Source organism: Hymenobacter siberiensis (genome assembly GCF_018967865.2).
Lineage (GTDB): Bacteria > Bacteroidota > Bacteroidia > Cytophagales > Hymenobacteraceae > Hymenobacter > Hymenobacter siberiensis.
On sequence record NZ_JAHLZY020000001.1, the window covers coordinates 632858 to 659481 of the forward strand.

At 60.4% G+C, this 26624-nt stretch carries 26 protein-coding genes and 2 tRNA genes; 17 read left to right on the plus strand and 11 right to left on the minus strand.

What is annotated here, in order from left to right; translation table 11 throughout:
* Positions 1-684 (minus strand): DUF6624 domain-containing protein, encoded by a 684-nt coding sequence (locus KQ659_RS02650; protein ID WP_216690330.1) that lies wholly within the window; start codon positions 682-684, stop codon positions 1-3.
* 100 nt (positions 685-784) lie between these two features.
* On the minus strand, positions 785-4204 hold the full coding sequence (mfd, locus tag KQ659_RS02655) for a transcription-repair coupling factor (protein WP_216678912.1): 3420 nt from the start codon (positions 4202-4204) through the stop codon (positions 785-787).
* A 193-nt stretch (positions 4205-4397) separates the two neighbouring features.
* Here mfd and KQ659_RS02660 point away from each other — a divergent pair, with 193 nt between their 5' ends.
* Positions 4398-5138, plus strand: coding sequence for a metal-dependent hydrolase (locus KQ659_RS02660; RefSeq protein ID WP_216678911.1), 741 nt, complete (start codon positions 4398-4400; stop codon positions 5136-5138).
* Positions 5139-5521: 383 nt separating this feature from the next.
* The gene (locus tag KQ659_RS02665; protein ID WP_216678910.1) at positions 5522-6529 is read left to right on the plus strand and encodes an NYN domain-containing protein; all 1008 of its coding nucleotides are present in this window, start codon (positions 5522-5524) and stop codon (positions 6527-6529) included.
* Between the two features lie 102 nt (positions 6530-6631).
* On the opposite strand, the gene KQ659_RS02670 is transcribed toward KQ659_RS02665, so the two are convergent.
* Positions 6632-7111, minus strand: coding sequence for a PaaI family thioesterase (locus KQ659_RS02670; protein ID WP_216678909.1), 480 nt, complete (start codon positions 7109-7111; stop codon positions 6632-6634).
* Between the two features lie 110 nt (positions 7112-7221).
* On the opposite strand from KQ659_RS02670, the gene KQ659_RS02675 reads away from it, so the two are divergent.
* Positions 7222-7530, plus strand: a complete 309-nt coding sequence (locus KQ659_RS02675) for a DUF962 domain-containing protein (RefSeq protein ID WP_216685395.1) — start codon at positions 7222-7224, stop codon at positions 7528-7530.
* A 72-nt stretch (positions 7531-7602) separates the two neighbouring features.
* On the opposite strand, the gene KQ659_RS02680 is transcribed toward KQ659_RS02675, so the two are convergent.
* On the minus strand, positions 7603-8061 hold the full coding sequence (locus KQ659_RS02680) for a GNAT family N-acetyltransferase (RefSeq protein ID WP_216678907.1): 459 nt from the start codon (positions 8059-8061) through the stop codon (positions 7603-7605).
* A 104-nt stretch (positions 8062-8165) separates the two neighbouring features.
* On the opposite strand from KQ659_RS02680, the gene KQ659_RS02685 reads away from it, so the two are divergent.
* A complete protein-coding gene (locus tag KQ659_RS02685; RefSeq protein ID WP_168671249.1) occupies positions 8166-8657 on the plus strand; it encodes a YajQ family cyclic di-GMP-binding protein in 492 nt (163 codons plus the stop codon).
* A 133-nt stretch (positions 8658-8790) separates the two neighbouring features.
* The gene (locus KQ659_RS02690; protein WP_216678906.1) at positions 8791-9558 is read left to right on the plus strand and encodes a TerC family protein; all 768 of its coding nucleotides are present in this window, start codon (positions 8791-8793) and stop codon (positions 9556-9558) included.
* Between the two features lie 305 nt (positions 9559-9863).
* Here the strand turns inward: KQ659_RS02690 and KQ659_RS02695 are convergent, their stop codons facing one another.
* A complete protein-coding gene (locus KQ659_RS02695; RefSeq protein WP_216678905.1) occupies positions 9864-10265 on the minus strand; it encodes a hypothetical protein in 402 nt (133 codons plus the stop codon).
* A gap of 54 nt (positions 10266-10319) precedes the next feature.
* Entirely contained in the window at positions 10320-10853 is a 534-nt protein-coding gene (locus tag KQ659_RS02700; RefSeq protein ID WP_216678904.1) for an RNA methyltransferase, read from the minus strand.
* A 260-nt stretch (positions 10854-11113) separates the two neighbouring features.
* Between KQ659_RS02700 and mutS the strand changes: the two genes are divergently transcribed.
* From mutS to KQ659_RS02720, 4 genes are all read left to right on the plus strand, one after another.
* Positions 11114-13807, plus strand: coding sequence for a DNA mismatch repair protein MutS (gene mutS / locus KQ659_RS02705; RefSeq protein ID WP_216690772.1), 2694 nt, complete (start codon positions 11114-11116; stop codon positions 13805-13807).
* 131 nt (positions 13808-13938) lie between these two features.
* Positions 13939-14014 (plus strand) — tRNA-Gly (locus tag KQ659_RS02710).
* A 62-nt stretch (positions 14015-14076) separates the two neighbouring features.
* A complete protein-coding gene (locus tag KQ659_RS02715) occupies positions 14077-14571 on the plus strand; it encodes an HNH endonuclease (protein WP_216690329.1) in 495 nt (164 codons plus the stop codon).
* A gap of 4 nt (positions 14572-14575) precedes the next feature.
* A tRNA-Leu gene (locus KQ659_RS02720) sits at positions 14576-14658 on the plus strand.
* 26 nt (positions 14659-14684) lie between these two features.
* Here KQ659_RS02720 and KQ659_RS02725 read toward each other — a convergent pair.
* Together KQ659_RS02725 and KQ659_RS02730 are read right to left on the minus strand one after the other, a co-directional pair.
* Positions 14685-14942 (minus strand): hypothetical protein, encoded by a 258-nt coding sequence (locus tag KQ659_RS02725; protein ID WP_226929804.1) that lies wholly within the window; start codon positions 14940-14942, stop codon positions 14685-14687.
* Positions 14896-15294 carry a hypothetical protein gene (locus KQ659_RS02730; RefSeq protein ID WP_216685393.1) on the minus strand — a complete coding sequence of 133 codons (399 nt, stop codon included), beginning with the start codon at positions 15292-15294 and terminating at the stop codon, positions 14896-14898. The genes KQ659_RS02725 and KQ659_RS02730 overlap by 47 nt, the downstream gene beginning before the upstream one ends.
* A 135-nt stretch (positions 15295-15429) precedes the next feature.
* On the opposite strand from KQ659_RS02730, the gene KQ659_RS02735 reads away from it, so the two are divergent.
* The gene (locus KQ659_RS02735) at positions 15430-16425 is read left to right on the plus strand and encodes an AAA family ATPase (RefSeq protein WP_168671242.1); all 996 of its coding nucleotides are present in this window, start codon (positions 15430-15432) and stop codon (positions 16423-16425) included.
* Between the two features lie 73 nt (positions 16426-16498).
* On the opposite strand, the gene KQ659_RS02740 is transcribed toward KQ659_RS02735, so the two are convergent.
* The 3 genes from KQ659_RS02740 to KQ659_RS02750 all read right to left on the minus strand — a co-directional run bounded on the left by KQ659_RS02740 (position 16499) and on the right by KQ659_RS02750 (position 20396).
* Positions 16499-18397 carry a T9SS type A sorting domain-containing protein gene (locus KQ659_RS02740; RefSeq protein ID WP_216690328.1) on the minus strand — a complete coding sequence of 633 codons (1899 nt, stop codon included), beginning with the start codon at positions 18395-18397 and terminating at the stop codon, positions 16499-16501.
* 177 nt (positions 18398-18574) lie between these two features.
* Positions 18575-19597, minus strand: coding sequence for a tRNA 2-selenouridine(34) synthase MnmH (gene mnmH / locus KQ659_RS02745; protein WP_216690327.1), 1023 nt, complete (start codon positions 19595-19597; stop codon positions 18575-18577).
* An 82-nt stretch (positions 19598-19679) separates the two neighbouring features.
* On the minus strand, positions 19680-20396 hold the full coding sequence (locus tag KQ659_RS02750; protein ID WP_216690326.1) for a pyridoxine 5'-phosphate synthase: 717 nt from the start codon (positions 20394-20396) through the stop codon (positions 19680-19682).
* A gap of 285 nt (positions 20397-20681) precedes the next feature.
* On the opposite strand from KQ659_RS02750, the gene KQ659_RS02755 reads away from it, so the two are divergent.
* From KQ659_RS02755 to KQ659_RS02785, 7 genes are all read left to right on the plus strand, one after another.
* Positions 20682-21671 (plus strand): hypothetical protein, encoded by a 990-nt coding sequence (locus tag KQ659_RS02755; protein WP_226929805.1) that lies wholly within the window; start codon positions 20682-20684, stop codon positions 21669-21671.
* Positions 21672-21709: 38 nt separating this feature from the next.
* Positions 21710-22171: a GatB/YqeY domain-containing protein gene (locus KQ659_RS02760; protein ID WP_216678897.1), complete on the plus strand. Its 462-nt coding sequence runs from the start codon at positions 21710-21712 to the stop codon at positions 22169-22171.
* Between the two features lie 123 nt (positions 22172-22294).
* Positions 22295-22825, plus strand: a complete 531-nt coding sequence (locus tag KQ659_RS02765; protein WP_216678896.1) for a CvpA family protein — start codon at positions 22295-22297, stop codon at positions 22823-22825.
* Between the two features lie 80 nt (positions 22826-22905).
* The gene (locus tag KQ659_RS02770) at positions 22906-23487 is read left to right on the plus strand and encodes an anthranilate synthase component II (protein WP_216678895.1); all 582 of its coding nucleotides are present in this window, start codon (positions 22906-22908) and stop codon (positions 23485-23487) included.
* Between the two features lie 26 nt (positions 23488-23513).
* On the plus strand, positions 23514-24296 hold the full coding sequence (locus KQ659_RS02775; RefSeq protein WP_216690771.1) for an alpha/beta fold hydrolase: 783 nt from the start codon (positions 23514-23516) through the stop codon (positions 24294-24296).
* Positions 24297-24443: 147 nt separating this feature from the next.
* Entirely contained in the window at positions 24444-25121 is a 678-nt protein-coding gene (locus tag KQ659_RS02780) for a CBS domain-containing protein (protein WP_216678894.1), read from the plus strand.
* A gap of 36 nt (positions 25122-25157) precedes the next feature.
* Positions 25158-26582: a BamA/TamA family outer membrane protein gene (locus tag KQ659_RS02785; RefSeq protein ID WP_216685390.1), complete on the plus strand. Its 1425-nt coding sequence runs from the start codon at positions 25158-25160 to the stop codon at positions 26580-26582.
* Positions 26583-26624: the final 42 nt, after the last annotated feature.

Below are 26624 nucleotides of genomic sequence, written 5' to 3' on the forward strand. Positions count from 1 at the left end.
TTAGTTTTTGGGCATTTTCTCCACGTCCGGCAACGTCAGCACCCGGTACGGAATGCCCAAATTAGCGGCATTCTGCTCAACGGTGGTGGGGAAGCCGGCTTTTTTTCGGCGCTCGTTCACGCCCGCCGCATCCCGGATGGGCCATACGAAGGGCCGTTGGGCCTCGCGCCGGCCGGTGGCGGGGTTCAGCACGGTGTAGCCCATCGCCTGGGTACCGTACTGCTGTTCCTTGCCGGCGCGCATGAGCTGGCGGTCCAGCATCTGGGCGTAGAGGTAGAAGGGCAATTCGCCTTTGTCGGCCGCTTTTTGGATGAGCGGCAGGTAGTGGGCTATGTCGGGCGAGTGCTGGATGACGTACCACGCGGCCTCGTTGGCGGGCGTGCCCACCAGCGTTTTGCCGGGGTAGCCGTACTGCTTCAAAATTGCCTTCATTCGCCCCAGATTGGTCGAGTCGGTGCGCAGCATCTGGCCCGGAATGTAAGTCGGCAGGCTTTCGCGCGTCACGCTCAGCGCCCGGGCCAGCGAGTCGGACCGCTGGTTGATGCGCGGGTCAAACAGCATGCTCCGCCAGCGCTGGTCCACGGTGTAGATGCTATCGAGCTCGTGCTTCAGGCGCGGGTTTTTGGGTGTTTGGGCGGTGGCGAGTAGCGGCAGTAGCAGAACAGCGAAGAATAGGGATTTCATGGGTTAGAATAGTATAGCGTGGCGGTTTTCGCCCTCCGCGTGCACCTGACCCCCTGCCCCCCTCTTTTTTGGAGAGGGGGGCAGGGGGTCAGGTTAACCGCTACGCCGCCACCGCCTCCTCGCTGCCCAGCTCGCTCAGCACACGCTTGGCCTCCTGAATGGAGCGTACTTCCTCAAACGTCACAATCAGTTGCGCCTTGTGCTCCTTGAGCTTGGCAGTGCGCGGGTGCGTTTGCACGTAGTTGAGGATGGTGCCGAACTGCTCGCCCTGGAAATAGGCCTTGTGGTCGTCGTCGGCGGGCAGGTAGCCTTTCAGCGTGTCGCGCTTGAGCGTGATTTTGTGGAAGCCCACTTTGCAGGCCTGCCAGCGCAGGCGCACAATGTCGGCCAGCTGCTCCACCTCGGGGGGCAGCGGGCCGAAGCGGTCCACCATGCTGGCCAGCAGCTTGCGCAGCTCCTCCGGCTTCTGGGCACGGTCGAGCTTGGCGTAAAGCTGCAGGCGCTCCGACACATTGCTCACGTACTTTTCGGGAATGAGCACCTGCTGGTCGGTCTCCACGTTGCACTCGTGGCTGCGGCCCGCGCCGGCCGCCAGCTGCAGGCGCTGCTGCGAGTTGGCATCGCCCAGGAACAGGTCACGGAATTCGGTTTCCTTCAATTCCTGCACGGCCTCGTCCAGAATCTGGTGGTAGGTTTCGTAGCCCAAATCATTGATAAAGCCCGATTGCTCGCCGCCCAGCAGGTTGCCCGCGCCGCGAATGTCGAGGTCGCGCATGGCCACGTTAAAGCCTGCGCCGAGGTCCGAAAACTCCTCCAGCGTGCTCAGCCGCTTGCGGGCATCGGCTGGCAGCAGGGCCACCGGCGGCGTGAGTAAGTAGCAGTAGGCCTTGCGGTTGGAGCGGCCCACGCGGCCGCGCATCTGGTGCAGGTCGCTCAGGCCGGCCAGGTGGGCGCGGTTGATGATGATGGTATTAGCATTGGGAATGTCGAGGCCCGATTCGATGATGTTGGTTGAAACCAGCACGTCGTACTCGCCCTCCACGAACTTCATCATGCGCTTTTCCAGCATTTCGCCGTCCATCTGCCCATGGGCGAAGGTGATTTTTGCATCCGGCACCAACCGCAGAATCGTAGCGGCCATTTCCTCAATATCCTTCACCCGGTTATGCACAAAAAACACCTGGCCGCCGCGCTTCAATTCCCGCGCCACCGCGTCACGAATCAATATCTCGTCATACACGTGCAGCTCCGTATTCACCGGCTGCCGGTTGGGCGGGGGCGTGGCAATCACGCTCAAATCGCGCGCCCCCATCAGCGAGAAGTGCAGCGTGCGCGGAATGGGCGTGGCCGAAAGCGTGAGCGTATCCACGTTCACCTTCAATTCCTTGAGTTTATCCTTGGTCTTGACGCCGAATTTCTGCTCTTCGTCAATAATTAAAATTCCGAGGTCTTTAAATTTAATATCCTTATTCGTAAGCCGGTGCGTGCCGATGAGAATGTCGGTTTTGCCCTCGGCCACGCGCCCCAGGGTTTCCTTAATCTGCTTCGTCGACTTAAACCGGTTGATGTATTCCACCGTCACGGGCAGCGTGGCCAGCCGGTCGCGGAAAGTCTTATAGTGCTGCATGGCCAGAATGGTGGTGGGCACCAGCACGGCCGCCTGCTTGCCATCGGCCACGGCCTTGAACGCCGCCCGAATGGCTATTTCCGTTTTGCCAAAGCCCACGTCGCCGCAAATCAGCCGGTCCATTGGGTGGGGCTGCTGCATGTCATTTTTCACGTCCTCGGTAGCCTTGGCCTGGTCGGGCGTGTCCTCGTAAATGAAGCTCGATTCCAGCTCGGCCTGCAAAAATCCGTCAATGGAAAAGGCAAAGCCCGGCGCGGTTTTGCGCTTGGCATACAGCCGGATAAGGTCGGCCGCAATGTCCTTCACCTTCTTCTTCACCGACTTCTTCTTGTTCTCCCACTCCGGCGAGCCCAGCTTGCTCATGGTGGGCGGCGAACCCTCCGCGCCGCTGTATTTTGCAATCTTATGCAGCGAGTGAATGCTCACCGTCAGCAAGTCATCATCCCGATAAACCAGCCGAATGGCCTCCTGAATCTGCCCGTTTATCTCCACCTGCGTGAGGCCCGCAAAGCGCGCAATGCCGTAGTCTTGGTGCGTCACATAATCACCGGGTTGCAGCGTTTTTAATTCGCGCAGGGTCAGGGCTTTTTTCTTCGAGAATTTGCGCGCTTCCTGCGCCCGGTAATACCGCTCGAATAATTGGTGGTCGGTATAAACGGCTAACTCAAGCTGCTCATCAATAAAGCCTTCGCGCAGCGCCAGCAGCAAGTGCTGAAATTGCACGTTGTTATCTAATTCGTCAAAAATCGTCCGCAGCCGGTCGGCCTGGCGCACGGTATCGGCGGTAATTATCGTAGTGAAATTCCGGTGCTGGTTCTCCTTGATATTCTTCACCATGCGCTCGAATTCCTTGTTGAAACTCGGCTGCGGCTTGGCGGTGAATTGAAACGTATCGGCGTTTTTGAAGTGAAAGCGCTTGCCGAATTCCACCACCGCGAATTCATCAAACAGTTTTTTAAAGCTTTTACCCGATTCGAATAAATCGCCGGGCTTGCTCACTATTTGCATCCCGCCGCTCTCGCTCAGCATCTGCTGAAAATTAGCTTCGGCTTTTTCAAATAATTCCGTCACCACGTCCAGTGTCTGGCGCACGTCTTTGGCCCAGATACAGGCCGTGCGGGGCAGAAATTCAAGGAAAGCTTCCCGCGTTTCGGTCAGCATCTTGGTCTGCACATTCGGGATAATGCTGATGGTGGCCTTCGTGTCAACCGACAGCTGCGTTTCCGGATTAAACGTGCGAATGCTCTCTATTTCATCGCCGAATAATTCGAGGCGAAACGGCAATTCATTCGCGTAGCTGAACACGTCCACAATGCCGCCGCGCACCGCGTACTGCCCCGCTTCGTACACGAAATCCGTTTTCTCAAAATCGTATTCACCCAGCAATTCACCCAGAAAATTCACGTCCAGCTTGTCGCCCACCTTGGCGTTGAAGGTGTTCTTCACCAGACTTTGCCGGTTTATCACCTTCTCCGTCAGCGCTTCCGGGTAGGTCACGATGAATACACTGTTGCCGGTGCCGGCCGCCCGCGTCGTGTTGATGCGGTTCAGGGCCTCGGCGCGCATCAGCACGTTGGCATTCTCCGTTTCGTCGAACTGATACGGCCGCTTGTAGGAGCTCGGAAACAGCAGCACTTCCGGCCCCTCGGGCAGCAGGTGCTGCAGGTCGGCCAGGAAATACGCCGCCTCGTCCTTGTCGTGCAGAATGAATACGTGCGGATGCTGCGGCTGGGCCACGGCGGCCACCACCACGGCATCTTGGCTGCCCACCAGCCCGCGCAGGTGCAGGCGCGGCCGGTCGGCGTCGGGCTTCACGGCGTCGCGCAGGCGCGCGGCCAGCACCTGCAATTCGGGGGATAAACGGTATAGGCGAAGAAAATCAGCTACTTGCACAAGTAATCAGGCTAGGGCGGGGCAAATGAAGTAGCCCGGCCGGAGATTTCTCCGGTCGGGCAGCGGGGTAAATACACAGCAGGGGCAGCGAAGGTTTCCGGGGCTGCCCGTAGCTTCGCGGCCCGCCGGTCATGTAGAGCGCAGCGAAGCATGACCGGCGAAACCAGGAACAAATAACCAGAAACAACAATTAATGCGCGGCTCTTCCCACCTGGCCATTGGCTTCATTACCGGCGTGGCCGTAGCCGGGCTGGTGCCGGGCATTCCGTTTTCGCTGGCCGGCATTGCCCTGGCCGGCTTCTCCAGCCTCGCCCCCGACCTCGACCATCCCGAAAGCCGCCTTAGCAAGCGTCTCGGCTTCACCCAAAATTATGTGCGCTGGGCCTTTGCCGCCGGGGCGCTGGCCCTGGCCGCCTACGCCTACTTTCAGCGGGCCCCCGGGGCCGAGCAGCGGCTGTACTACACGGCGGCGCTGGCCTTCGGGCTTATTGGCGTGGGCATGCAGGGCGGCTCGGCCCGGCGGCTGGCGCTGCTGTTCACGGGCTTGGGCACGGTGGTGGCCGGCCTCTATACCGAGCAGCTTTGGCTAAGTCTGCTGGGCACGTTCGTGGCGCTGGCCCCCTTCACCACCCACCGCTCCTGGACGCACACTATTTGGGCCACCGCGCTCTGGACTTACATCGGCTACCTCGCCGACCAGCACCTGGGCTGGCGCGGCGTGGCTCTGTATGCGGGCAGTGGCTACGCCTCCCACTTGCTGGCCGATACGCTCACCAAATCGGGCGTGCGGTGGCTTTTGCCCATTTCAGGGTTCTCGTTTAAAGTGCCACTTATCAGCACCGGCTCGGCCAGCGGCAACGCCATGGAAGTGGGCATTTGCGTGGGCTACGCGCTGCTGGTGCTGGGGCTGGTGCTGGGGCACATGCGCTTTTAGCCGGGCCGCCTCCCGCCGATTGACTTGGCGGCGCTAGAAGCGCCATCCGCTTGATTGTGGGCACTATTGCATAAGTCAGCTAAGACCGTTAGCTTCGCAGCAGATATGCTGGTAAATTAGGGTCGATTTGGCATTGAATCGTGTTATTATTCTGCGTTTTCAATCGTTTTCGCCAGCCGGTATCCTCAAAAATCAATTAAGCTACATTTTAATCCCGTCAGCCACCGCTTTTTAGCGAGCTGTCGCGCCGGAGTTTTCTTGCTAATTATACTGAGAGCCGGGACAGGTGACGAGTATTTTGTCGCGTGTTGTTCCGGCATTTCTACTTGATTCACTCTCCTAGCCCACTCAAAACACTTCTCTAACTTTACTTAACGCATCCCATGAACCAGATGAACAGCCCCTTGATTCGGGTTGGTGTCTTTTATGACGGCAACTATTTCTTAAAAATTAGCGACTATTATTATTTTCAACACGAGCGTAAGGCCCGTATCAGCCTCGAAGGCCTGCACGAGTACATTCGCCACCAGGTGGCCGAAGAAGAGGATGTAGACGTGCGCTTGGCACAGATTACCGACGCGCACTTTTTCCGGGGCCGCCTCTCGGCTACCGAAGCCCGCGACAAGGACCGCCTGTTCCACGACCGCCTGCTCGACGATATCCTGATGAACCTGGGCGTGCAAACGCACTACATGGCCCTGAAAACCCGCGACGGCCGCCTCCAGGAAAAAGGCATCGACGTGTGGCTCAGCCTCGAAGCCCTTGAGCTCGCCCTGCACAAAACCCTCGATGTTGTGGTGCTCATCGCCGGCGACAGCGATTACGTGCCCCTCATCCGCAAGCTCAACACCGTGGGCACCCGCGTAATGCTGCTGAACTGGGATTTCAAATACGAAGATTTCAAGGGCGAAACCCGGGTTACGCGCGCCTCGCAGCAGCTGCTGGAGCAGGTGACCTATCCGGTGGCCATGCACGACGTGATTGACCGTGGCCTCGCCCAGCAGGATGAGGTGGTGGAAGCCATGTTTGTGAGCCAGTCGGAGCCCGCTGCTTTTGCGCCCAACACGGCGGCCGCGCCCAAGCTGGCCCGGCCCACCGGCCCAACCGCCGCCGGCCCCGTGGGCACACTCGGCATGAGCACCATCAAGAACCTGAAAAACGGTTTTGGCTTCGTGGTAATGCCCCCCAACAACCTGTTCTTCAGCTACGCCGACCTTACTGAAGGTGACTTCAACGACCTGCGCGAAGGCGACTGGGTGGAGTTCACCGTGGGCCGCAACCACCGCGACGAGGACTGCGCCCGCAACGTGCGCAAAGTCACCGCCCCGCAAATGACCGACGGCGAAGACGAGTACGAGCCCGTAGGTGTGCACGCCACGGCCGAGCTCTAGCAGTAGGTAAAAGTTAAGAGTTGAGCGTTAAAAGTTAAAAAGGCCCGTCTGAATTGTCAGACGGGCCTTTTTAACTTTTAACGCTCAACTCTTAACCCAATTTCACCCCATCAACAGCTGGGCGAAATCACGCTTAGAGGCCGGGTAGCGGTTGAAGGTGCCCAGACCGCGTGCTACGGCCACATCGTCGTGGCCGTCCTTTAGGCGGTAGACTACGCAACTACTCACTACTAGGGAGTTGCCGCTGTGGTCGACTACGCCACGCGCCACCAGCTCATCGTGCAGGTGCACGGCGTGCAGGTAATTCATCTTGAATTCGACGGTGGACACTAATTCGAGCTTGGTGAAGGCCAACGAGAGGGCGGCCGCGCCCAGGGCCGCATCCATCAGGCCGGCAATTACGCCGCCGTGGCAGGTGTTGGGCGAGGAAAGGTGCTCTTCGCGGATGCGCATGCGGTATTCGATTTGGCCGGGGGTGCTCACCGTCAGCTCCATGCCGTTGGTGCGGCCATAGTGGTTCATCTGGTTGTAGGCAGTCACCATGGTGGCGAGGTCGGGGAGGAACGGATTTTGGTCGGACATGAGCGAAGGGGAATTGCGCCGGCAAGATTGCCGGAAAATTTGCTTCATTTGCTGAGAGCGGTGCTTTCAGGTCTGAAAAGCCGTGGTTTTACCTTTTTCGCACTTCTGCCATGTCCACGCAGCCGCTCACGTTCGCCGAGTTTTATCCGCGCTACTTGCGCGAACACAGCCGGCGGGGCACGCGGGTGCTGCATTTTGTGGGCACCACGCTGTTTATTATCTGCCTGGGTATGCTGTTGCGCACCGACAATTGGAACTGGCTGGCGGCCGGCGTGGTGGCGGCCTACGGCTTTGCCTGGGTGGGCCATTTCTTCGTCGAGCACAACCGGCCGGCCACGTTTCAGCACCCGCGGTACTCGCTGCTGGGCGACTTCCGCATGTATTTCGACCTCTGGCGCGGCCGCGAGAAGTTCGGCTGATGTACCGTGGACGCTGTGAGTCCGTGCGGTTGAACATTCACTCGCGCGGACTCACAGCGTCCACGGTACATCTTACAGCTGCTTACGCATCAAAAAATGCTGAATTTCACTAAACAACAGGTGCGAAGGCTCTACTACCGCGTAGCCCAGCTTCTCATAAAAACCAACGGCGGCCTGCCGCGCGTGTAGCACGATTTCGCCCAGGCCCGCCGCCCGCGCCTGCTCTTCCAGATACGCTGTCACGCGCTGGCCCAGGCCCTGCCCGGCGGCGTCCGGGGCTACGGCCATGAAGCGAATCTGGCCCTGGCGGGTGCCGGTGGGTTGCAGCATGCCCACGGCCAGGGCCTCGGGAGCCGCTGAGGCAGCGGCCAGTAGCAGGGCGTGAATGGTACCGGCCTCATCGTCGGCCGGTACGCGCTCCGAGCCGGGGGGCTGCTGCCAGGGCTGGCGCAGCACGGCGTAGCGCAACTGGTAGTAGGCGGCCCACTCGGCGGGCGTGCGGGGCGGCTGGATGGCGGCGGCTGGATTCATGAGCGAAACGTGAAGCGGGGGCGTAACCAGGGCCGGTGCGGGTTGTTACCTTTACGGCCCGGTGAATCCCGGTTTAAATCTCTCAAAACTACGCCCCACCCGCCATGGCATCCTTCGACATCGTGAGCAAAGTTGACCCGCAAACCCTCGAAAACGCGGTAAACACAGCCCAAAAAGAACTTCAGACCCGCTACGACTTGCGCGACACCAAGGGCGGCATCGAGCTCAACAAAAAGGACAACACCATTCTCCTGTCGTCGGAAAACTCGATGCGCGTAAAGGCGCTGGAGGACATCCTGCTCGGCCGCGTGGTGAAGCAGGGCATCGACGGCACCAGCCTCGACTTTTCGGCCGATGAGCAGCCCAGCGGCCAGCTCATTAAGAAAACCATCAAGGTGCGCGCCGGGGTGGACAAGGAGTTCGGCCGCAAAATCATCAAGGCCATCAAGGATGCTAAGGTGAAGGTAGAAGCCCAGATGCAGGACGACCAGGTGCGCGTGACGGCCAAGAAAATCGACGATTTGCAAGCTGCCATCGCCGTACTGCGCCGTACTGATATCGGCCTGCCGCTGCAGTTCGTGAACATGAAGTCATAAAAATATGATGATGAGAGAGATGTGGAAATGTGAGAATGGGCTTTCGTAATGCAGGAGTGACCTCCGCTATTAACCCTGCCCAATTACTCGCTTTCAATCATTTTCACATTCGCACATTCCCACAATCAATTTAATGTACGATTTTTCGGCCTTTGTCCACCCCGCTACCTGGGTTAGCCTGCTCACCCTCACGTTCATGGAAATCGTGCTGGGGATTGACAACATCATCTTCATTTCCATTGTGGTGAACCGGCTGCCCCGCGAGCAGCAGGCGCGTGGCCGTACCATTGGCCTGCTGCTGGCGCTGCTGTTTCGCATTGGTCTGCTGCTGAGTATTTCCTGGATTGTGGGCCTGCGCACGCCGCTGTTCGACCTGCCGTTTCCGTGGCTGGCGCAGCCGTTTGGCGTGACGGGGCGCGACCTGATTCTGCTGGCCGGCGGCCTGTTCCTGATGTACAAGAGCACCACCGAAATTCATACCAAGCTGCAAGGCGAGGAAGAAGAGGAAACCGTGGGCGGCAAGGGCGTTTCGATGATGAGCATCATCCTGCAAATCGTGGTTATCGACATCGTATTCAGCTTCGACTCCATCCTCACTGCCGTGGGCTTGGTCGATAACGTGCTGGTGATGATTGCGGCCGTGATTTGCGCTATGGGCATCATGCTGGCCTTCAGTGGGGTAGTGGCCAATTTTGTGAACGATAACCCCACCATCAAGATGCTGGCCCTTTCGTTCCTCATCATGATTGGCTTCATGCTGGTGATGGAAGCGGCCCACAAAGACATTGAAAAAGGCTACCTCTACTTCGCCATGGCCTTCTCGCTCACGGTAGAAGTGCTGAACCTGCGCCTGCGCAAGAAAACCAAGCCCGTGCAGCTGCGCGACTCGCAGTTCGACTAAATTTTAGCCCGCAGAGGGAAGGCGCAGAGGGAAGGCGCAGAGGGAAGGCGCAGAGGGAAGGCGCAGAGGGAAGGCGCAGAGGGAAGGCGCAGAGGGAAGGCGCAGAGGGAAGGCGCAGAGGGAAGGCGCAGAGGGAAGGCGCAGAAGGCGCAGAAGGCGCAGAAGGCGCAGAAGGCGCAGAAGGCGCAGAAGGCGCAGAAGGCGCAGAAGGCGCAGAAGGCGCAGAAGGCGCAGAAGGCGCAGAAGGCGCAGAAGGCGCAGAACGTTCTGCGCCTTCTGCGCCTTCCCTCTGCGCCCTCTGCGGGCTAATTTATTAGCGCTACCTGGTCGAGTACGCGGCGCAGGGTCATTTCCAGCATCCGGCGGTTCAGCTCGGCGCGCTGCGGGCGATAAAAAGCATATTCGGCGGCGGTGAACTGGCCGGTTATCAGGCCCACGATGGTATAGCGCAGCTTGGTATTGCGGGTCAGCAATTCCGTGAGCTGGTGGTGCTGGTCGGTGGGGCGCAGGGCGATGTGGTGTTCGTGCACGAAATCGGTCACCACGGCCAGCAGCAGGTCGTTTTGCAGCTTGAGGACCGGGCGCAGGGTGGCGTGCAGGAAGTGGCCCACGGTGCCTTCGGCATCGGTCGCTGCCGCGTTGATAGTTGGGCGCAGGGCCAGCAGGGCGGCATCGGGCCGGGTGGCGGCGGTAGGGGAGGGGAGCATGAGAACCCAACCGCCGGCCGGGCCAATGGTTGCCGGATTTCTACCCTTAGACCCTTACACCACGCCCAGCTTCACCAGCGCATCCCAGAGCACTACGCCGGCCGCCACGCCCACGTTTAGCGAGTGCTTGGTGCCGAACTGCGGAATTTCCACGGCCAGGTCGCACAGCGCTAGCACGGCATCCTCAACGCCAAAAACTTCGTTGCCCAGCACTAGTGCCAGCGGCCGACCTGTTTCGGGCCGAAACTGCGGTAGCGCGACGCTGCCCGTGGTTTGCTCCACGGCGGCAATGTGGTAGCCGGCCGCCTTGAGGGCGGCCACGGCCGTCACGGTTTCGGCGGCGTATTCCCAGGCCATCGACTCCTCGCTGCCCAGCGCCGTTTTGGTGATTTCGCGGTGCGGCGGGCGCGGCGTGATGCCGCAGAGGTAAATTTTTTCGAGCGCAAAGGCGTCGGCCGTGCGGAAGATGGCGCCCACGTTGTGCATGCTGCGCACGTTGTCGAGCACCAAAACCACGGGGCTTTTGGGTGTACTTTTGAAGTCATCAACCGAGGCCCGGTTCAGCTCGGCCATTGTGAGTTTTCGCATGGTGCTTGTGCGGTAAGCTTTAGCTTGCCGTGAAGGAAAAGGGGAGGGCCAACGCCACGAAATCGCCGCGAGCCGGCCACGGAACGCGTTGCCTGCGCCGGGCGTTTTTAACTAATTGACTTGTTTGCTGCCGGCTGATTTTCCGGCAAGCTAAAGCTTACCGCACGATTTTGCCCGCACCTAAAAAAGAATTCGTCATTAAATCCGTCGGCCCCGACCACTTCACCGTGCCCATCCCGGCTGTGAGTGAAACGCCGCTGATGAAGCAGTATTACCAGCTCAAGCAGCAGCATCCGGGCGCGGTGCTGCTATTCCGGGTGGGCGACTTTTACGAAACCTTCGGCGAGGACGCCGTCACGGCCAGCCGCATTCTCGACATCACCCTCACCAAGCGCGGTGCGGGCAGCAGCAGCGAAGTGGCCCTGGCCGGCTTCCCGCACCACTCCCTCGACAACTACCTGCCCAAGCTGGTGCGCGCCGGCCAGCGTGTGGCCATCTGCGACCAGCTCGAAAACCCCAAGGAAGCCAAAGGCCTCGTGAAGCGCGGCATCACGGAGCTCGTGACGCCCGGCGTGAGCATGCACGATAACGTGCTGGAGCGGCGCAGTAACAACTACCTCTGCGCCATTCACTTCGGCAAGACCGAGGCCGGCATTTCCTTCCTCGACATCAGCACCGGCGAGTTCCTGGCCGCCCAAGGTACCCTCGACTATCTGGGCAAGCTGATGCAGAATTTCAGCCCCGCCGAGGTGCTGTTCTGCAAGAAGAGTCGCGCTGAGTTTGAGCAGAACTTCGGCCCCGACTACTGCACCTACGCGCTGGACGACTGGGTTTTCGGGGCCGACTACGCCCACGATACCCTCACCCGCCACTTCCGCACCACCTCGCTCAAGGGTTTTGGCGTCGATAACCTGAAGGAAGGCGTGATTGCGGCCGGCTGCATCCTGCACTACCTCGCCGAAACCAAGCACAACGACGTCCAGCACATCGCCAGTCTGGGCCGTTTGGAGGAGGATAAGTACGTGTGGCTCGACCGCTTCACGGTGCGCAACTTGGAGCTGGTGCACGCCCAACACCCCGGCGGCGTGCCCCTCATCGACGTGCTCGACCAGACCCTGACGCCCATGGGGGCCCGTCTGCTGCGCAAGTGGATAGTGCTGCCGCTCAAGGAAGTAAGCCAGATTCAGCGCCGCCTCGATACGGTAGCCGCGCTGGTGGCCGATGAGGAATTGCTCAGCGACCTTACCCAGCATCTGCGTCAGATAAACGACTTGGAGCGCCTGATAAGCAAAGTGGCCGTGCGCCGTGTGAACCCCCGCGAGCTGCTGCAGCTGGCCCGCGCCCTCGAAGCCATTGCCCCCATGCGCGAGCGGCTGGCCGTGTCCGGCGTGAAGGCGCTGGTGAAGCTCTCGGAGCAGCTGAACCCCTGCGCCAACCTGCGCCATGAAATCCTAACCAAAATCAAGCCCGACGCGCCCATCCTCACCAACCAGGGCGGCGTGCTGAACATGGGCGTCGATGCCGAGCTGGACGAGCTGCGGGCCCTGGCCTTCTCGGGCAAGGACTACCTGTTGCAGCTTCAGCAGCGCGAGCAGCGCAATACCGGTATTTCGTCGCTGAAAGTGGCTTACAACCGGGTATTCGGCTACTACCTCGAAGTCACCAATGCCCACAAGGATAAGGTGCCCGCCGAGTGGATTCGCAAGCAGACCCTGGTGAACGCCGAGCGCTACGTAACCGAGGAGCTGAAAACCTACGAGGAAAAAATCCTCAACGCCGAGGAAAAGCTGTTTGTGATTGAGCAGCGCATCTACAACGACCTGGTGCTGGCGGCCCTCGATTTCGTGCCCCAGATTCAGCAAAACGCTCGCGCCATTGGCGTGATGGACTGCCTGGCCAGCTTTGCCCTCACGGCCCGGCAGCAGCGCTACGTGCAGCCACTGGTGAACGACGGCACCGTGCTCGACATCAAAGCCGGCCGCCACCCCGTCATCGAGCGCCAACTCCCCCCCGGCGAAAGCTATATCCCCAACGACATCTGCCTTGACCAGGACGACCAGCAGATTGTGGTGATAACCGGCCCCAACATGGCCGGCAAGTCGGCCCTGCTGCGCCAGACGGCCCTCATCGTGCTGCTGGCTCAAATCGGCTCCTTCGTGCCCGCCGATGCCGCCACAGTAGGCATCATCGATAAGATTTTTACCCGCGTAGGGGCCTCCGACAACCTGAGCAAGGGCGAAAGCACCTTTATGGTGGAGATGACCGAAACTGCCTCCATCCTCAACAACCTCTCCGACCGCAGCCTGGTGCTGATGGACGAAATCGGGCGCGGTACCAGCACCTACGACGGCATCAGTATCGCCTGGGCCATCGTCGAGCACCTGCACAACAACCCCAAAGCCAAGGCCAAAACCCTGTTCGCCACCCACTACCACGAGCTCAACCAACTGGCCGACGACTGCCCCCGCGTGCGCAACTACAACGTGGCCGTGAAGGAGGCCGACGGCCGCATCCTCTTCCTGCGCAAGCTGCAGCCCGGCGGCTCCGAGCACAGCTTCGGCATCCACGTGGCACGGCTGGCCGGCATGCCCACCAGCGTAGTGCTGCGGGCAAATGAAATCATGCACCACCTCGAAGTGGAGCGCACCGGCACCGGGGCCGAAAGTGATATACCCACCGAATTCGACGACGTGCTGGCGGGCATCGAGCCCAACGGCAGTTCTATGCGGGCCGGGGTTGCTGTGCCGCCACCCCGCGAGCCTGCCCAGCCCAAGCCCCGCGCCACTTCGGCCGTGGCAACCGCGCCGCGCGCCCAGCTCAGCATCTTCGAGCCCAGCGACCCGGCCCTCGAACGCATCCGCGAGCTGCTCCAGCACCTTGATGTGAACACCCTCACGCCTATCGAAGCGCTGATGAAACTGAACGAATTGAAGCTCACATTAGGGAAAGGTTAATTTTTTCAGCCTGAAAATGAAGGAGAAAGGCCTCTGGGATGATAATTTCCACACCTGGTACTTGCTTCCTCAAAAAAGCCCCTTACCTTTGTCGCACCATTCAGCACAACGAAACTTGTTCTGAACCTCCTGCGAGAGTAGCTCAGTTGGTAGAGCGCGACCTTGCCAAGGTCGAGGTCGCGAGTTCGAACCTCGTCTCCCGCTCCATAGTTCGAAAAAAGACGTTGCTTTACAGCAGCGTCTTTTTTGTTTTAACTCATGTCATCCGTATGGCTGCTACCCGCAAATGCCTCAGTACAGATGATGAATTCCGGCAGGCGGTTAGCGAAAGCCTATCGGTGGCGCAGGTATTGGGGCGCATCGGGCTGGTGCCGGCCGGGGGCAACTACAAAACCGTATATGCCCGCATCGCGAAGCTAGGCTTGGATACTAGCCACTGGACGGGCGCGGCCTGGAACCAAGGGGGCCGCTACAAGAGTTTCGGACGCAAAGCCACCCTTGAAGAAATTCTGGTAGAAAATTCGCCGTATAATTTCACTCATGGTTTACGGAAAAGGCTGCTGGAAGAAAGCGTGAAGGCCAGACATTGTGAGGATTGTGGACTAGTAGAATGGAAGCATCAGCCTATTCCGCTGGAATTACATCATCGGAATGGGATAAATAATGCCCACCGTTTGGAAAACTTGCAGTTACTTTGTCCAAACTGCCATGCCCTGACGGAAAACTATCGGGGCAAAAACAGAGTTAATATCATAGCTAAGTAGCTGAGCCAGAGTGGTGTAATGGTAGCCACGAGGGACTTAAAATCCCTTGTCTTCGCGGACGTACGGGTTCGAGTCCCGTCTCTGGTACTATTTGCAAAGCCAAAAAAGCCCGCTCACCTTTTCAGGTGGCGGGCTTTTTTGGCTTTGCCTTCAGCAGTTACTTGGGCTATTCGTGTACCACGCGGCGCGTTTCCAGGCTGGCGGCGGTGCGTACCTGCAGCACATACACGCCGGCCCCCCACGCTGGTGAGGTCCAGCGGCTGGGTGGTGCCCTGGGGGTTGGGCGCTGCTACCGATTTGTGCGCCACCATGCGCCCCAGGGCATCAAACACCGTTAGCTCGACGGGCTGGCGGTAGCCGCTGAGGAGCACGCTGAGGCGGCCGGCATCGCATCGCCGGCATCGCATCGCCGGCCAGCTTACTGGCCAGCGTACCGGTGTACAGCTTCACCGCCATGCGCCACTGGGCCGGGGCGAGCACCAGCTGCAGCAGGCAAATGCCGATGCAGAGGGCCGCGTAGGGGACTACGGCCGGCAGCAGGCGCTTGGTAATGCCGCCGTTGATGTCCTGCTGCATCGCCGCCGCTAAGTGGTGCAGGCTACTGGCAGCCAGCAGTCGCTGCCACAGCACCGTGAGAAACGAGAAAGTTTGCTCATCGTAGGCGCCAATGAGTAGCAGGGCCAGCAGCAGCAGCAGCAGCGCCAGCAAGGCCCAACGCCCCATTTGCCGGGAGCGTGCTACGGGCCCGGGCCATGAGGCAAGGCTCGTGACAGGGCCGAAGGAATATAATGTCCCGGTATCGGCCGGCACCGGCCTTGTGCCTACCTTGCAGCTGCTGTTTTGTCCACGCTCCCACGTATGAACCCTGTTTCTGATACTCCTGTGCCGGCGGCACCCATCGACTATCATCCGCTTATCCGCCAGGTATTCGCGGAGATGGGCAAGGTGGTGGTGGGGCAGCAGCCGCTGCTCACCCGCCTGCTGATTGGCCTGTTCACCGGTGGGCACATCCTGCTGGAAGGGGTGCCGGGCCTGGCCAAAACCCTCACCATCTCGACGCTGGCTAAGGTGCTGCACCTGCATTTTCAGCGGGTGCAGTTCACGCCCGATTTGCTGCCATCGGACCTGGTGGGCACCATGATTTACAACCAGAACCAGTCGGTTTTTGAAGTAAAGAAGGGGCCGATTTTTGCCAACCTCGTGCTGGCCGACGAAATCAACCGCTCGCCGGCCAAGGTGCAGAGCGCCCTGCTCGAAGCCATGCAGGAAAAGCAGGTCACCATCGGCGATACCACGTATCCGCTCGACCTGCCGTTTCTGGTGCTGGCCACCCAAAATCCCGTGGAGCAGGAAGGCACCTACCCGCTGCCCGAGGCCCAGGTCGACCGCTTTATGTTGAAGGTGCACGTTGACTACCTCAAGAAGGCCGACGAGCTGGAGGTGATGCGCCGCATGGCCAACCTCAGCTTTGTGGAAGATGTGCAGCCCATTCTGACTAAAGAAGATATTTTCGGTATTCGCCAGCAAATCAATCAGGTGCAGATTTCTGACACCCTGGAAAATTACCTGATTGAGCTGGTGTTTGCCACCCGCCGGCCGGCCGACTACGACCTGCCCGAATTTGCCCAGGCCGTGCAGTTTGGGGCCAGCCCCCGGGCCAGCATTGCCCTGCACCGCGCCTCCAAAGCCGTGGCCTACCTCGAAGGCCGCGACTACGTGCTGCCCGAAGACATCAAGGAAGTGGCGGCCGATGTGCTCAACCACCGCATCCTGCTCACCTACGAGGCCGAAGCCGACGGCATCCGCACCCAGGATTTGATTGAGGCCATTCTGCGCAAGGTGCCCATCAGCTAAGCTTGATGCTGTGCATAAAAAAAGGGCTGACCATGCGGTCAGCCCTTTTTTTATGGGTGCGGGGCGGGAATGGTTATTCCACTACCACGCGCTTCACCACGAGGTCAGTCCCCGATTTCAACGTCAGCGTGTACACGCCGGGAGCCAGGCTGCTCACGTTGAAGTCGGCGGTGCCGCCGGCGGCGGGCAGGTTCAACTGGCGCGACTGCACCACTTGGCCCAGGGTGTTGCTCAGCGTGGCCGAAGCAGTACGCAGGCCAGTAGGCACCGTGAGCTGGAAGCTCTGGTGCGCGGGGTTGGGGTACAGGCTCACGGTAGCGGCCAGGGCCTCGTTGCGAACGGCCGTGAAAGTGGACAGGCCAACATTGACAGCCAAGCGCGAATTGAGCGTGGAAGTGTTGATGTCTATCCAGGTGGTACCGTTGGTGGTGGTGTAGAAGAACGTGCCGCTGCGCAGTGGCACTTCGGTCTGGTAAGCAACACTCAGGTTGTCGGCGGCAACGGTTTTGAGGCCGACAAAAAAGCCGCCATTTACGGCGATATTCGGAATAGCTACCGTTTCTGTGGTAACCACGTTAGCAGTACCGGCGGGCCGGGGGCGCGCAGGCGAGGTGTAGAGCACGGTGCCGGGCTGACCATTGGCAGCGGCGCTATATACCAATACTTGATAAGTAGCTGTAGCCGTGGTGGTGCCGGTAAAAGAAGGGCTTACCGACGTTACAGCGGCGGCACCCACGGTGCGGTACCCAACGGCCAAGACGCTGCCAGCCGCACCCACACCAGCGCCACCGTTGATGGTGGTGCCCGAAACGTAGCTCAGGGTGCCAGTCGAAATGGTTTGGGTGAAGGTTTGGATGTTGTTGCTAGCTAAGCCATCCGCAGGAATGGTCACGGTCAGGGTATTGGTGCCGGTGGTGCCCGCCACGGGGTAGGTGAAGGTAACCATAGTGGAAGCACCTGGGGCCAGGGTTGCTACCGTTTGCGTGTTCGTGTAGGTAGTGGCACCACTTACCGCGAGGGTCACGGCAAGGTTGGTTTGAGCAGCAGAGCCAGTATTAGTTACCAGGGCCTGGGCCGTTACTGGCGAACCGTAGGCGCTCGATACTGTACCCAAGGTATAGATAGCCGTAACAGCGGCATCGTTGCTCAGCTGCACGGTGGGTACAAAGCGGTAGGTACGGCCAGCATCCGGCAAACCTACCTTGTTTATGTTGTGAGCCGAAGTGCCGTAGTTCTGGCTAATGAAAGTAGTCGCGCTCCAAGGGTCGCTGGGTACTCCTTTGAGCGCCAGCGCTACCTGGTTGGTTGCGGTACTGCTTCCTTTCAGGCCCACGTTTGGAAAACGAGTGGCTGTGGCATTCGCCGAGGCAAGTGCAGTATTGTAAATAAATTCAATGTTACCGCTTTCGTACAGCTTCGCCTGGAAGCTGAAGTTGCTGTACTGGGCAGGAGCACCGGTGCCGGGCTCTGACTTGTCTTTTACGTTTTTCCACTGAATTGTGCAGACGCGGTTAGGCGCTGTGCCGGTGGTTTGCACCCGAAAATCAGCCGTACCGCTAATGCCTTCCTCCAGGTCGAAGTTGAAGGGCATAATCAGGTTTGTTTCGGCTGCTGCGGCCGATGAAAGCGGGTCGATACCAACGCCACCGGCGAAATTCTCATAGTACAGGGCTGCGGTCGAAGGCGCAACCGAGCCAAGCTTGATGAGGCCGTTGGTGTTTAAGATAAACTGTGTAAAAGCCGTGCCGTTGTAATTGAAAGTGAAGCCAATAGGCTGTGCCGTAGAGTTGGCATCGTCAGGGTTGGTGGTAGCAATAGCCGTTCCACCCGTGCCTAAATCGGTATACGTACCGGCAACGGTTACGGCATTTGCAGCACCATAATTGAACTGTGCGTGCGCCGCGAATGGCAGCAAAGCTACCGGTAGCAAACGACTGGCTTTTTTTAGCCGGGTTTGTAGGTTTGTTAACATGGAAAAAAGAGGAAAAGTGGGGAATAGAAAATACTTAAGTGAGCGAAGACAGAGAAAGGAAAAGGAGGGGGATAAGTGAAAAGCTGAATTGCTATTTCAGCCGACAAATTACAATATACCACCGATACCCGGCCGAATTATCGACTGGCGGCACATTTGTCATGATGCTCAAGCCTTTTAGATGGTCGCAGTGGCCTGTAACAGCTGCGCCGCATTTGCGGCGGCATCGCAGTCGGCCACGGGCACCAGGGTGCGGGGCGGCTCTTCGGGGCGGGGAGCCAGGCCGTAGGTGTAGGTCTTGTCGTAGTAATCGAGCACCAGCTCCACCATCAGCGGGAAGTCGCGGGCGGCCACGGCGGCCAGCGCTTGCTGGGTGGCCAGGCCGCCAAGGCGCTTTTGCAGACGCCCGATGGATTCGGCCAGCAGGGTTGGGTCTTCGGCCCCGTACTCGGCGGCCAGCTTGGCCACGCGGGCGGGGCGGGGCACCTCCAGTACGAAGCGCGGGGAGGCCTGGAGCTGGGCAAACAGCCCGGGCGGAATGGTGAGCCGGCCAATCTGGCGGCTCTCATCCTCCACCCAAATCGGGGTATCGGTGGGCAGGGCGGCCATTGCCGCCGCCAGGTTGTTCTCAAACTGCTCCTGGGTGGGCTGCACCGGCTGCCCAATGGCCCCAAAGGCCGAACCCTTGTGACTGGCCAGGCCCTCTAGGTCGAGCACCAGCTGGCCGTGCATGGCGGTTAGCTGGTGCAGCACATCGGTTTTGCCGCTGCCGGTGAGGCCGCCCAGCACGCGCCACTGCCGGGGCTGCGCAAACGAGGCCAGCACATCGCGGCGGTAGTCCTTATACCCATGGTCGAGCAGGTGCACTTTGAAGCTGGCCAGCTCCAGCAGCCACATCACGGCCCCGCTGCGCATGCCGCCGCGCCAGCAGTGCAGGCGCACTTCCTTGCCGGGCACCAGCTTTTTGGCCTGCTTCACCATGGCCGACATCTTCGGCCCGAAAAACTCCAGGCCCAGGTGCACGGCTCGCTCCTGGCTCATCTGCTTATAGGTAGTGCCGATGCTGGCCCGCTCCTCATCCGTAAACAAAGGCAGGTTGAGCGCGCCCGGCATGTGGCCCTGCGCAAACTCGATGGGAGCCCGCACATCGAGCACGGGGTAGGGGAGTGCTTCGAATTCGGCTAGGGAGTGACGGGGCATGCGGGGCAATAATTGAAAATAAAAAAATGAACGTCATGCTGAGCGAAGTCGAAACATGACGTTCTCTGAAAAAAACGTCTGACTACGACTTCAGCTGGCGTTTATACAGCTGTACCGTGTTTTCGAGGCCCAGGTACAACGCGTCGCACACCAGAGCGTGGCCGATGCTCACCTCGGCCAGTTCGGGCAGCTGCTGGTGCAGCCAGGCCAAATTATTGAGGTCGAGGTCGTGGCCGGCGTTCACGCCCAAGCCCAGCTGGCCGGCGCGGGCCGCCGTGGCGCGGTAGGGGGCCACGGCGGCTTCGCGGTCGGCGAGGTAGTGCACGGCATAGGCTTCGGTGTAGAGCTCGATGCGGTCGGTGCCGGTGCTGGCGGCGGCTTCCACCAGGCGCACGTCGGGGTCGAGGAAAATGCTCACGCGGGCTCCAAACGACTTCAGCTCGGCCACCACTTCGCGCAGAAACTGCTGGTGCGCCACCACGTCCCAGCCTGCGTTGGAGGTAATGGCGTCGGGGGCGTCGGGCACCAGCGTCACTTGCTCGGGGTGCACCTCGCGGCACAGGGCCAGGAAATCGGGCGTGGGGTTGCCCTCCACGTTCAGCTCGGTGGTCACAATGTGCTTGAGGTCGCGCACGTCCTGGTAGCGGATGTGGCGCTCGTCGGGGCGCGGGTGCACCGTAATGCCTTCAGCCCCGAAGCGCTCGATGTCGCGCGCGACCAGCAGGATGTCGGGGCGGTTGTGGCCCCGGGCATTGCGCAGGGTAGCCAGTTTGTTGATATTGACGCTGAGCTTGGTCATCTTTTATTAGGGTAGGAGGGGATGGGGGTGGGCGGGTAGGAGTTGTTGGAGAGAATAGGAAAACCGGTTGTCATCCTGAGCTTGTGAAGGACCTCATTCCCGCTGAAAAGTTTGCCGTAACTCAACCGGCGGCACCGTAATAAGGTCCTTCGCTGCACGGATAATAAATAAAGGATACCAACCAGAGCCGTAGCTTCGGGGCGAATTTACACCACACACGGCCCCGCCCCGGGCCGGGGGCCTGTCATGACGCATCCGTCCTCCCTATCTGTTCGGCTACGGCCGGTGCTGGCATTTGCCGCGCTGGCTTTCCTGGTTGTGGGCATCGAACATACCGTTGTGCGACTGCCCTCGTTTCCGCAGCATCTGGCCTTGTCGTGGGCCGTGTTGTTCGATGTGCTGGTGGGGCTGCCGCTATTGTTTTACGTATTGCTGCTGCGCCGATACCGGCTTTCGCCCCTGGTGTTGGGTGGCGTGGTCAGTGCCTGCCTGGCGCTTGCGTGCTGGCTGCTGCCCGTACCACAATGGCCCTCGCAGGCGCTGCTGCGGCTGCTGCCTATGGCGCTCGAAGCCGTGACGCTGCTTGCCCTGGCTGCCCGGGGGCGGGCACTGCTGCGCGCCTACCGGGCCGCCGGGGCGCATGAAACCCGACTACTCCTTCGCCTGCGGCTGGCCGCCGCGCAGGAGTTGGGCATGGCCGGTGGGCTGCTGGTAGCTGAGCTCGATATGCTGCGCTACGCCCTGTTGGGCTGGTGGGAACCTATACCAGCCACGCGGTCGGGGGTGGCCGCCTTCGCCAGCCACCGCGAGTCGGGCCTGGGAGCTTTGCTGGGAATCGTCTGCTTCGGCCTTTTAATCGAAAGTGCTGCCTTGCACCTGCTGGTGCGGATGTGGAGCCCGGTGGCCGCCGGCTGGCTGCTCGTGGCCGATGCCTATGCGCTGCTGCTATTCATTGCCCACGGCCACGCCGTCCGGTTGCAGCCCACGCTGCTCACCGCCGATGAGCTGCTGGTGCGGGTTGGGTTTTTTTGGCACGTCGCGGTGCCGCGCGGCAGCTGGCCCACCGCCGAGCTGCTGCGGGGAGACTTCGCGGCCGATGCCGAAACCCTGAACCTGGCGCGCCCCCTGCTGACGGCTCCGAATGTAATGCTGACCTTTGCGGCCCCGATATCCGTAACCGGGCCGTATGGCATCTGCCGCCCGGCCCGCCGGCTGGCCCTGTATCTCGATCAGCCCATGGCCTTGCTGGACGCCCTCGCTGCCCCTCGTCACTGAAACTTTTACCCGCGCCAACGCGCCCATCCATTTTCTCCATGCTCAAAACCACCATCGACGCCGCCATCAAGCAGGCCATGCTCGCCAAAGACAAAGTGCGCCTTACCGCCCTGCGCAGCATCAAATCGCAAATTATGCTGGCCGAAACCGCCGACGGCGCCAGCGTCGACGGCCTCACGCCCGAAGCCGAGCTCAAGCTCCTAAACAAAGCCGCTAAGCAGCGCCGCGACGCCGCCGCCATCTACAAGGAGCAGTTCCGCTCCGACCTCGAAGAAACCGAGCTCGCCGAGTTGGCCATCATTGAAGAATACCTACCCGCCCAGCTCTCCGAGGCTGCTTTGGTAGAGCGCCTCGTGCACATCATTCAGCGCGTGGGCGCTACCGGCCCTTCCGACCTGGGAAAGGTGATGGGCGTAGCTGCCCGCGAGCTCTCCGGCCAGGCCGACGGCAAGCGCATCTCCGACGTGCTCGGCCATTTGCTGAACAACACGAATCTGTAGTTGAGTAAGTGAGTAAATGAGTAACGGGAAGTCGGGCCTGCTGAACGAAACAATGGCTATGCGCTATGCCGCTTAGTAGGCCCGACTTCCCGTTACTCATTTACTCACTTATCCCCTTGCCGCATGACTGCCCTCGACATCCTCCTGCTCCTCCCGCTCGGTATCGGGGCCGTGAAGGGCTACCGGCGCGGGCTGGTGCTGGAAGTGGTGTCGCTGCTGGCCTTCGTGCTGGGCGTGGTGGGCGGGCTGCTGCTGCTTTCGGCCGCTGTGCCGCTGGTGCGGCAGTACGTGGGCGATGCCTTCGGGATGCTGCCGCTGCTGTCCTTCGCGCTGGTGTTCGTGGCCATTATGTGGGGCGTGCACCTGCTGGGCGGCCTGCTCAAAACGGCCGTGCACCTCACCCCGCTGGGCGTGCTGGATAATCTTTTGGGCGGGGCCGCCGGCGTCATCAAGTGGCTGTTGGGGCTGAGCCTGCTGCTCTACGGTACCCGCCTATCGGGCCTGATGCTGCTCTCGCCCAACCTCGTGGTGGGCTCGCAAATCCTGCCCATCGTGAAGCAAGCCACGCCGCTGGCCCTGCAAATCACGGGCTATGTGCTGCCCTTCGCCCAGGATTTACTAAGCCGAATGCGGGCAGCTTTTGTGAAGAGTTGAGTTTTGAGGGTTGAAGGTTGAGTTTTCTCAAATAGTCCTCTTTTAACTCCGCCTTCAACCCTTAAAACTCATCCCTTCAAATGCGTCTCCTACTGCTCGATAACTTCGACTCCTTCACCTTTACGCTGGCCGATTATCTGCGCCAGCTGGGAGCCGAAGTGGTGGTGCGACGCAACGATGTGCCCCTGGTCGAATTAAACGTGCCCGATTTCGACGGCCTCGTCCTGTCGCCCGGCCCCGGCACGCCGGCCGCAGCCGGCGTGATGCCGGCCGTCATCCAGACCTTTCATCGCCACATCCCCATGCTAGGCGTCTGTCTGGGCCACCAGGCGCTGGGCGAGTTTTTTGGGGGTGCGGTGGTACGGGCCGCCCGGCCCATGCATGGCAAAGTCACCGATATGCGCTGTGATACCGCCGCGCCGCTCTTTGCCGGCCTGCCAGTCGTGCAGTCCATCACGCGCTACCACTCGCTCATTCTCAGCGAGCCGCTGCCGGCCGTGCTCCAGCCCCTGGCCTACACCACCGGCCCCGCTCCCGAGCTCATGGCCTTGCGCCACCGCACGTTGCCGCTCTACGGCGTCCAGTTTCATCCCGAAGCCCTGCTCACCCCGCACGGGCTGGCAATTTTGGGCAATTGGCTCCGCTGTTGTATCATTGCCTAAACCGCCGGTAATTGACGAAAAACGAGATGGAATTGCGCCGCCAGCACCAGCATGGGTACGAATTTGTGGACGAAGGCCAGGGCCCGGTGCTGCTACTGCTGCACGGCCTGTTCGGGGCCCTCAGCAACTGGCAGGACGTGGTGCGGGAGTTTGCGCCCGACCACCGCGTCATCATCCCCCTGCTGCCCATCTACGACATGCCCCTCACCCAGGCCGGCGTGCCGGGCCTGGTCGCCTACGTCGAGGGTTTTGTGAAAGTAATGGATTTGCCGGCCAGTTTCACCGTGCTCGGCAACTCCCTCGGCGGCCACATCGCCCTGGTCTACACCCTGAAAAACCCGGCCCGCGTCAATCGGCTGGTGCTCACCGGCAGCAGCGGCCTGTTCGAGGACAGCATGGGCGGCTCATTCCCCAAGCGCGGCAACTATGCCTATGTGCAGGAACGGGTAGGCTACACCTTCTACGACCCCAACGTAGCCACCCAGGAGCTGGTCGATGAGGTGTTCAATGTTACCAACTCCAATGCCAAGTGCCTGCGCATCATTGCTATTGCGCGCTCGGCCCAGCGGCACAACCTGAGCAAGGAGCTGGCCCGCATCACCGTGCCCACGCTGCTGGTGTGGGGCCTGAACGATACCATTACCCCGCCGCCCGTGGCCCACGAGTTCGAGCGCCTGTTGCCCCACACCGAGCTGCGCTTCCTAGACCACTGCGGCCACGCCCCCATGATGGAGCGCCCCGCCGGTTTCAATGCCTACCTGCGGCAGTTCTTACGTACCACCGAAGCTGCCCACGCGCTGTCTGCCTAAAAGTTATCTATCATTCTGCCGGCCCGATTGTTGTTAGCCACTATCCGGCCGCTAGTCCCGGCCAGAGTCCATCATGAATGTACTGCTTTCTCAATTTCTCCTATCTTTTCGACTGCATCTAATTCATAATTTATAATTACTAAAAGTATGCCCGCCCTGCTTGCCGAAGACCTCCTCAACGAAATGATTCCGCCTCTGAAGGGCACCGATTCGGTGGGCAAGGCAGCGCGCTGGCTCGATGAGTTCCATGTGGCCCAGCTGCCCGTCCTCGATAACCGCCACTACCGGGGCCTCGTCACCGAAGCCGACCTCGCCGATTTTGACGACCCCGAAACCCCTCTTTCCGCAATGCCCCTGGGCTACGCCGATGCCTACGTGCGGCCCGACCAGCATTTTTACCGCGTGATGGAGCTGGCCATTGAAAATAAAATCCAGCTCGTACCCGTCGTCGATGAGCGGCATGAGTACGCCGGCGTCGTCACCATTGCCGATGCGTTGGCGGCCTTCGGGCAGCAGCCTGCCGGCGGCGGCCAGGGCGGCATCATCGTCCTCACCATGGAGGAGCGCGACTATTCGCTCACCCAAATCAGCCGCTACGTCGAGGAAAACAACGCCAAAATCATCAGTGCCCTGGTAGCCCAGGACGAAGTCGACCCCTACCGCATCCGCCTCACCCTGAAGCTGAATACCGACAACCTGGCCCGCATCACGGCCACGCTGGAGCGGTTCGGCTACGTCGTGACGGCGCAGTTCAGCGGCACCGCCGTGGTCGACGACGACGAGCAGGAGCGCTACGATGCCCTCCTGCGCTACCTGAGCGTGTAGAGGCGGGTGCTGTTCGGAATCCTTCTCTCGTTGCAGATGCTGCTGGCCGGCTTAGGGCCGGCTCAGGCCGATACGCTGCCGCACCCGCTGCGCCCCGTGGTGGCCCCCACCGATACCCTCGTGCAGATACTGCCTTGCCCCGGCATTGTGCGGGCACCGGTGGGTACCATCATTTTTGCGGGCAATGCCGTCACCAAAGACCGCATTCTACGGGCCGAACTCGATTTTCACGAAGGCGACACCCTTAATCTGGTCGACCTGCCGGCCCGCCTCGAAGCCAACCGTCGCCGGCTCTTCAACCTCCAGCTGTTTCACGCCGTGGTGGTGCAGTCTAGCTGCACTGGTAGCCGGCTGCTCATCGTGTTTGGGATGCAGGAGCGGTGGTATACCTTCCCAGTGCCCATCCTTTCGCTGGCCGACCGCAACCTGCGTTCCTGGCTCGACCGCGCCGACCGCTGGCGACGCGTCGACTACGGCGTGCACCTCGTGCGCAGTAACTTTCGCGGCCGCAACGAGCAGCTCATCGCTAACCTGCAGCTGGGCTTCAACCGCAAGTACGAGCTGTTCTACGAAGCCCCCGGCCTGGGCCATTACCGGCGGCTGGGCCTCGGCGTAGGCGCGTCCTACTTCCAAAGCCATTCTCTCGACTACATCACCCTGGCCGACCGCCTCACCCCGTTCCGGGCCGATGACGGCTTTCCCATCCAGCGCTTCTACGTCACGGGCGGGCTGCGCTTCCGGCACACCGTTCAGTTTCTCACGGCCCTCAACTTTTCCTACCACCGCGAGCAAATCAGCGACTCGGTCAATCATTACAACCCCACCTATTACCTCGGCCTCACTCAGCGCAAATACCTCGACCTGAATCTCATCAGCACCCGCAACCAGCGCAACACCTTCGCCTACCCGCTCACCGGTCGCTATGCCCAGGTTGCGCTCACGCACCGCATCTTTCTCGACGGTACCACCCCCAGCATCACCACCCTGCATCTGAACTATACCCGTTACCTGGCCCTGGGCCGTCAATTCTACTACAGTGTCGGCCTCAGCGGACAGGCCCGTCTCACCCGCCAGCTCGCCTACGCCGATAGCCGCGCCTTCGGCTACGACGATTTGGTGCGCGGCTACGACCAATACGTCATCGACGGCCGCCACTATGCACTGGTGCAGCAGGGCCTGTCGTACCCGCTGCTGCGGCCCCAGCCCATCCGGCTGCAATCCATCGACAATCCCAAAATCAATACCATCCCGCTCGCCCTCTACCTCAATATCTTTGCCGATGCCGGCTACGTTATCGCCCCGCATTCATTGTCCCAAAATCGCCTGCCCAATCAGCTGTTGAGTGCCGTTGGCCTCGGCCTGCACCTCGTCACGTATTACGACCGGGTATTTACGGCCGAATACACCCTCAATGGCTTAGGGCAAACCGGCTACTTTTTCCGGGCCGAATTCCCGATTTAGCCGTTTCATTCTCGCCATCCATATTATTTATTTGTTACGTAA

Bases quoted from the DNA above. Each gene is read 5' to 3' on its own strand.
- KQ659_RS02650 (WP_216690330.1), bottom strand. From the start codon at position 684: ATGAAATCCCTATTCTTCGCTGTTCTGCTACTGCCGCTACTCGCCACC.
- KQ659_RS02660 (WP_216678911.1), top strand. From the start codon at position 4,398: ATGCGCGGCTCTTCCCACCTGGCCATTGGCTTCATTACCGGCGTGGCC.
- KQ659_RS02665 (WP_216678910.1), top strand. From the start codon at position 5,522: ATGAACCAGATGAACAGCCCCTTGATTCGGGTTGGTGTCTTTTATGAC.
- KQ659_RS02670 (WP_216678909.1), bottom strand. From the start codon at position 7,111: ATGTCCGACCAAAATCCGTTCCTCCCCGACCTCGCCACCATGGTGACT.
- KQ659_RS02675 (WP_216685395.1), top strand. From the start codon at position 7,222: ATGTCCACGCAGCCGCTCACGTTCGCCGAGTTTTATCCGCGCTACTTG.
- KQ659_RS02680 (WP_216678907.1), bottom strand. From the start codon at position 8,061: ATGAATCCAGCCGCCGCCATCCAGCCGCCCCGCACGCCCGCCGAGTGG.
- KQ659_RS02685 (WP_168671249.1), top strand. From the start codon at position 8,166: ATGGCATCCTTCGACATCGTGAGCAAAGTTGACCCGCAAACCCTCGAA.
- KQ659_RS02690 (WP_216678906.1), top strand. From the start codon at position 8,791: ATGTACGATTTTTCGGCCTTTGTCCACCCCGCTACCTGGGTTAGCCTG.
- KQ659_RS02695 (WP_216678905.1), bottom strand. From the start codon at position 10,265: ATGCTCCCCTCCCCTACCGCCGCCACCCGGCCCGATGCCGCCCTGCTG.
- KQ659_RS02700 (WP_216678904.1), bottom strand. From the start codon at position 10,853: ATGCGAAAACTCACAATGGCCGAGCTGAACCGGGCCTCGGTTGATGAC.
- mutS (WP_216690772.1), top strand. From the start codon at position 11,114: ATGAAGCAGTATTACCAGCTCAAGCAGCAGCATCCGGGCGCGGTGCTG.
- KQ659_RS02715 (WP_216690329.1), top strand. From the start codon at position 14,077: ATGGCTGCTACCCGCAAATGCCTCAGTACAGATGATGAATTCCGGCAG.
- KQ659_RS02730 (WP_216685393.1), bottom strand. From the start codon at position 15,294: ATGGGGCGTTGGGCCTTGCTGGCGCTGCTGCTGCTGCTGCTGGCCCTG.
- KQ659_RS02735 (WP_168671242.1), top strand. From the start codon at position 15,430: ATGAACCCTGTTTCTGATACTCCTGTGCCGGCGGCACCCATCGACTAT.
- KQ659_RS02740 (WP_216690328.1), bottom strand. From the start codon at position 18,397: ATGTTAACAAACCTACAAACCCGGCTAAAAAAAGCCAGTCGTTTGCTA.
- mnmH (WP_216690327.1), bottom strand. From the start codon at position 19,597: ATGCCCCGTCACTCCCTAGCCGAATTCGAAGCACTCCCCTACCCCGTG.
- KQ659_RS02750 (WP_216690326.1), bottom strand. From the start codon at position 20,396: ATGACCAAGCTCAGCGTCAATATCAACAAACTGGCTACCCTGCGCAAT.
- KQ659_RS02760 (WP_216678897.1), top strand. From the start codon at position 21,710: ATGCTCAAAACCACCATCGACGCCGCCATCAAGCAGGCCATGCTCGCC.
- KQ659_RS02765 (WP_216678896.1), top strand. From the start codon at position 22,295: ATGACTGCCCTCGACATCCTCCTGCTCCTCCCGCTCGGTATCGGGGCC.
- KQ659_RS02770 (WP_216678895.1), top strand. From the start codon at position 22,906: ATGCGTCTCCTACTGCTCGATAACTTCGACTCCTTCACCTTTACGCTG.
- KQ659_RS02775 (WP_216690771.1), top strand. From the start codon at position 23,514: ATGGAATTGCGCCGCCAGCACCAGCATGGGTACGAATTTGTGGACGAA.
- KQ659_RS02780 (WP_216678894.1), top strand. From the start codon at position 24,444: ATGCCCGCCCTGCTTGCCGAAGACCTCCTCAACGAAATGATTCCGCCT.
- KQ659_RS02785 (WP_216685390.1), top strand. From the start codon at position 25,158: ATGCTGCTGGCCGGCTTAGGGCCGGCTCAGGCCGATACGCTGCCGCAC.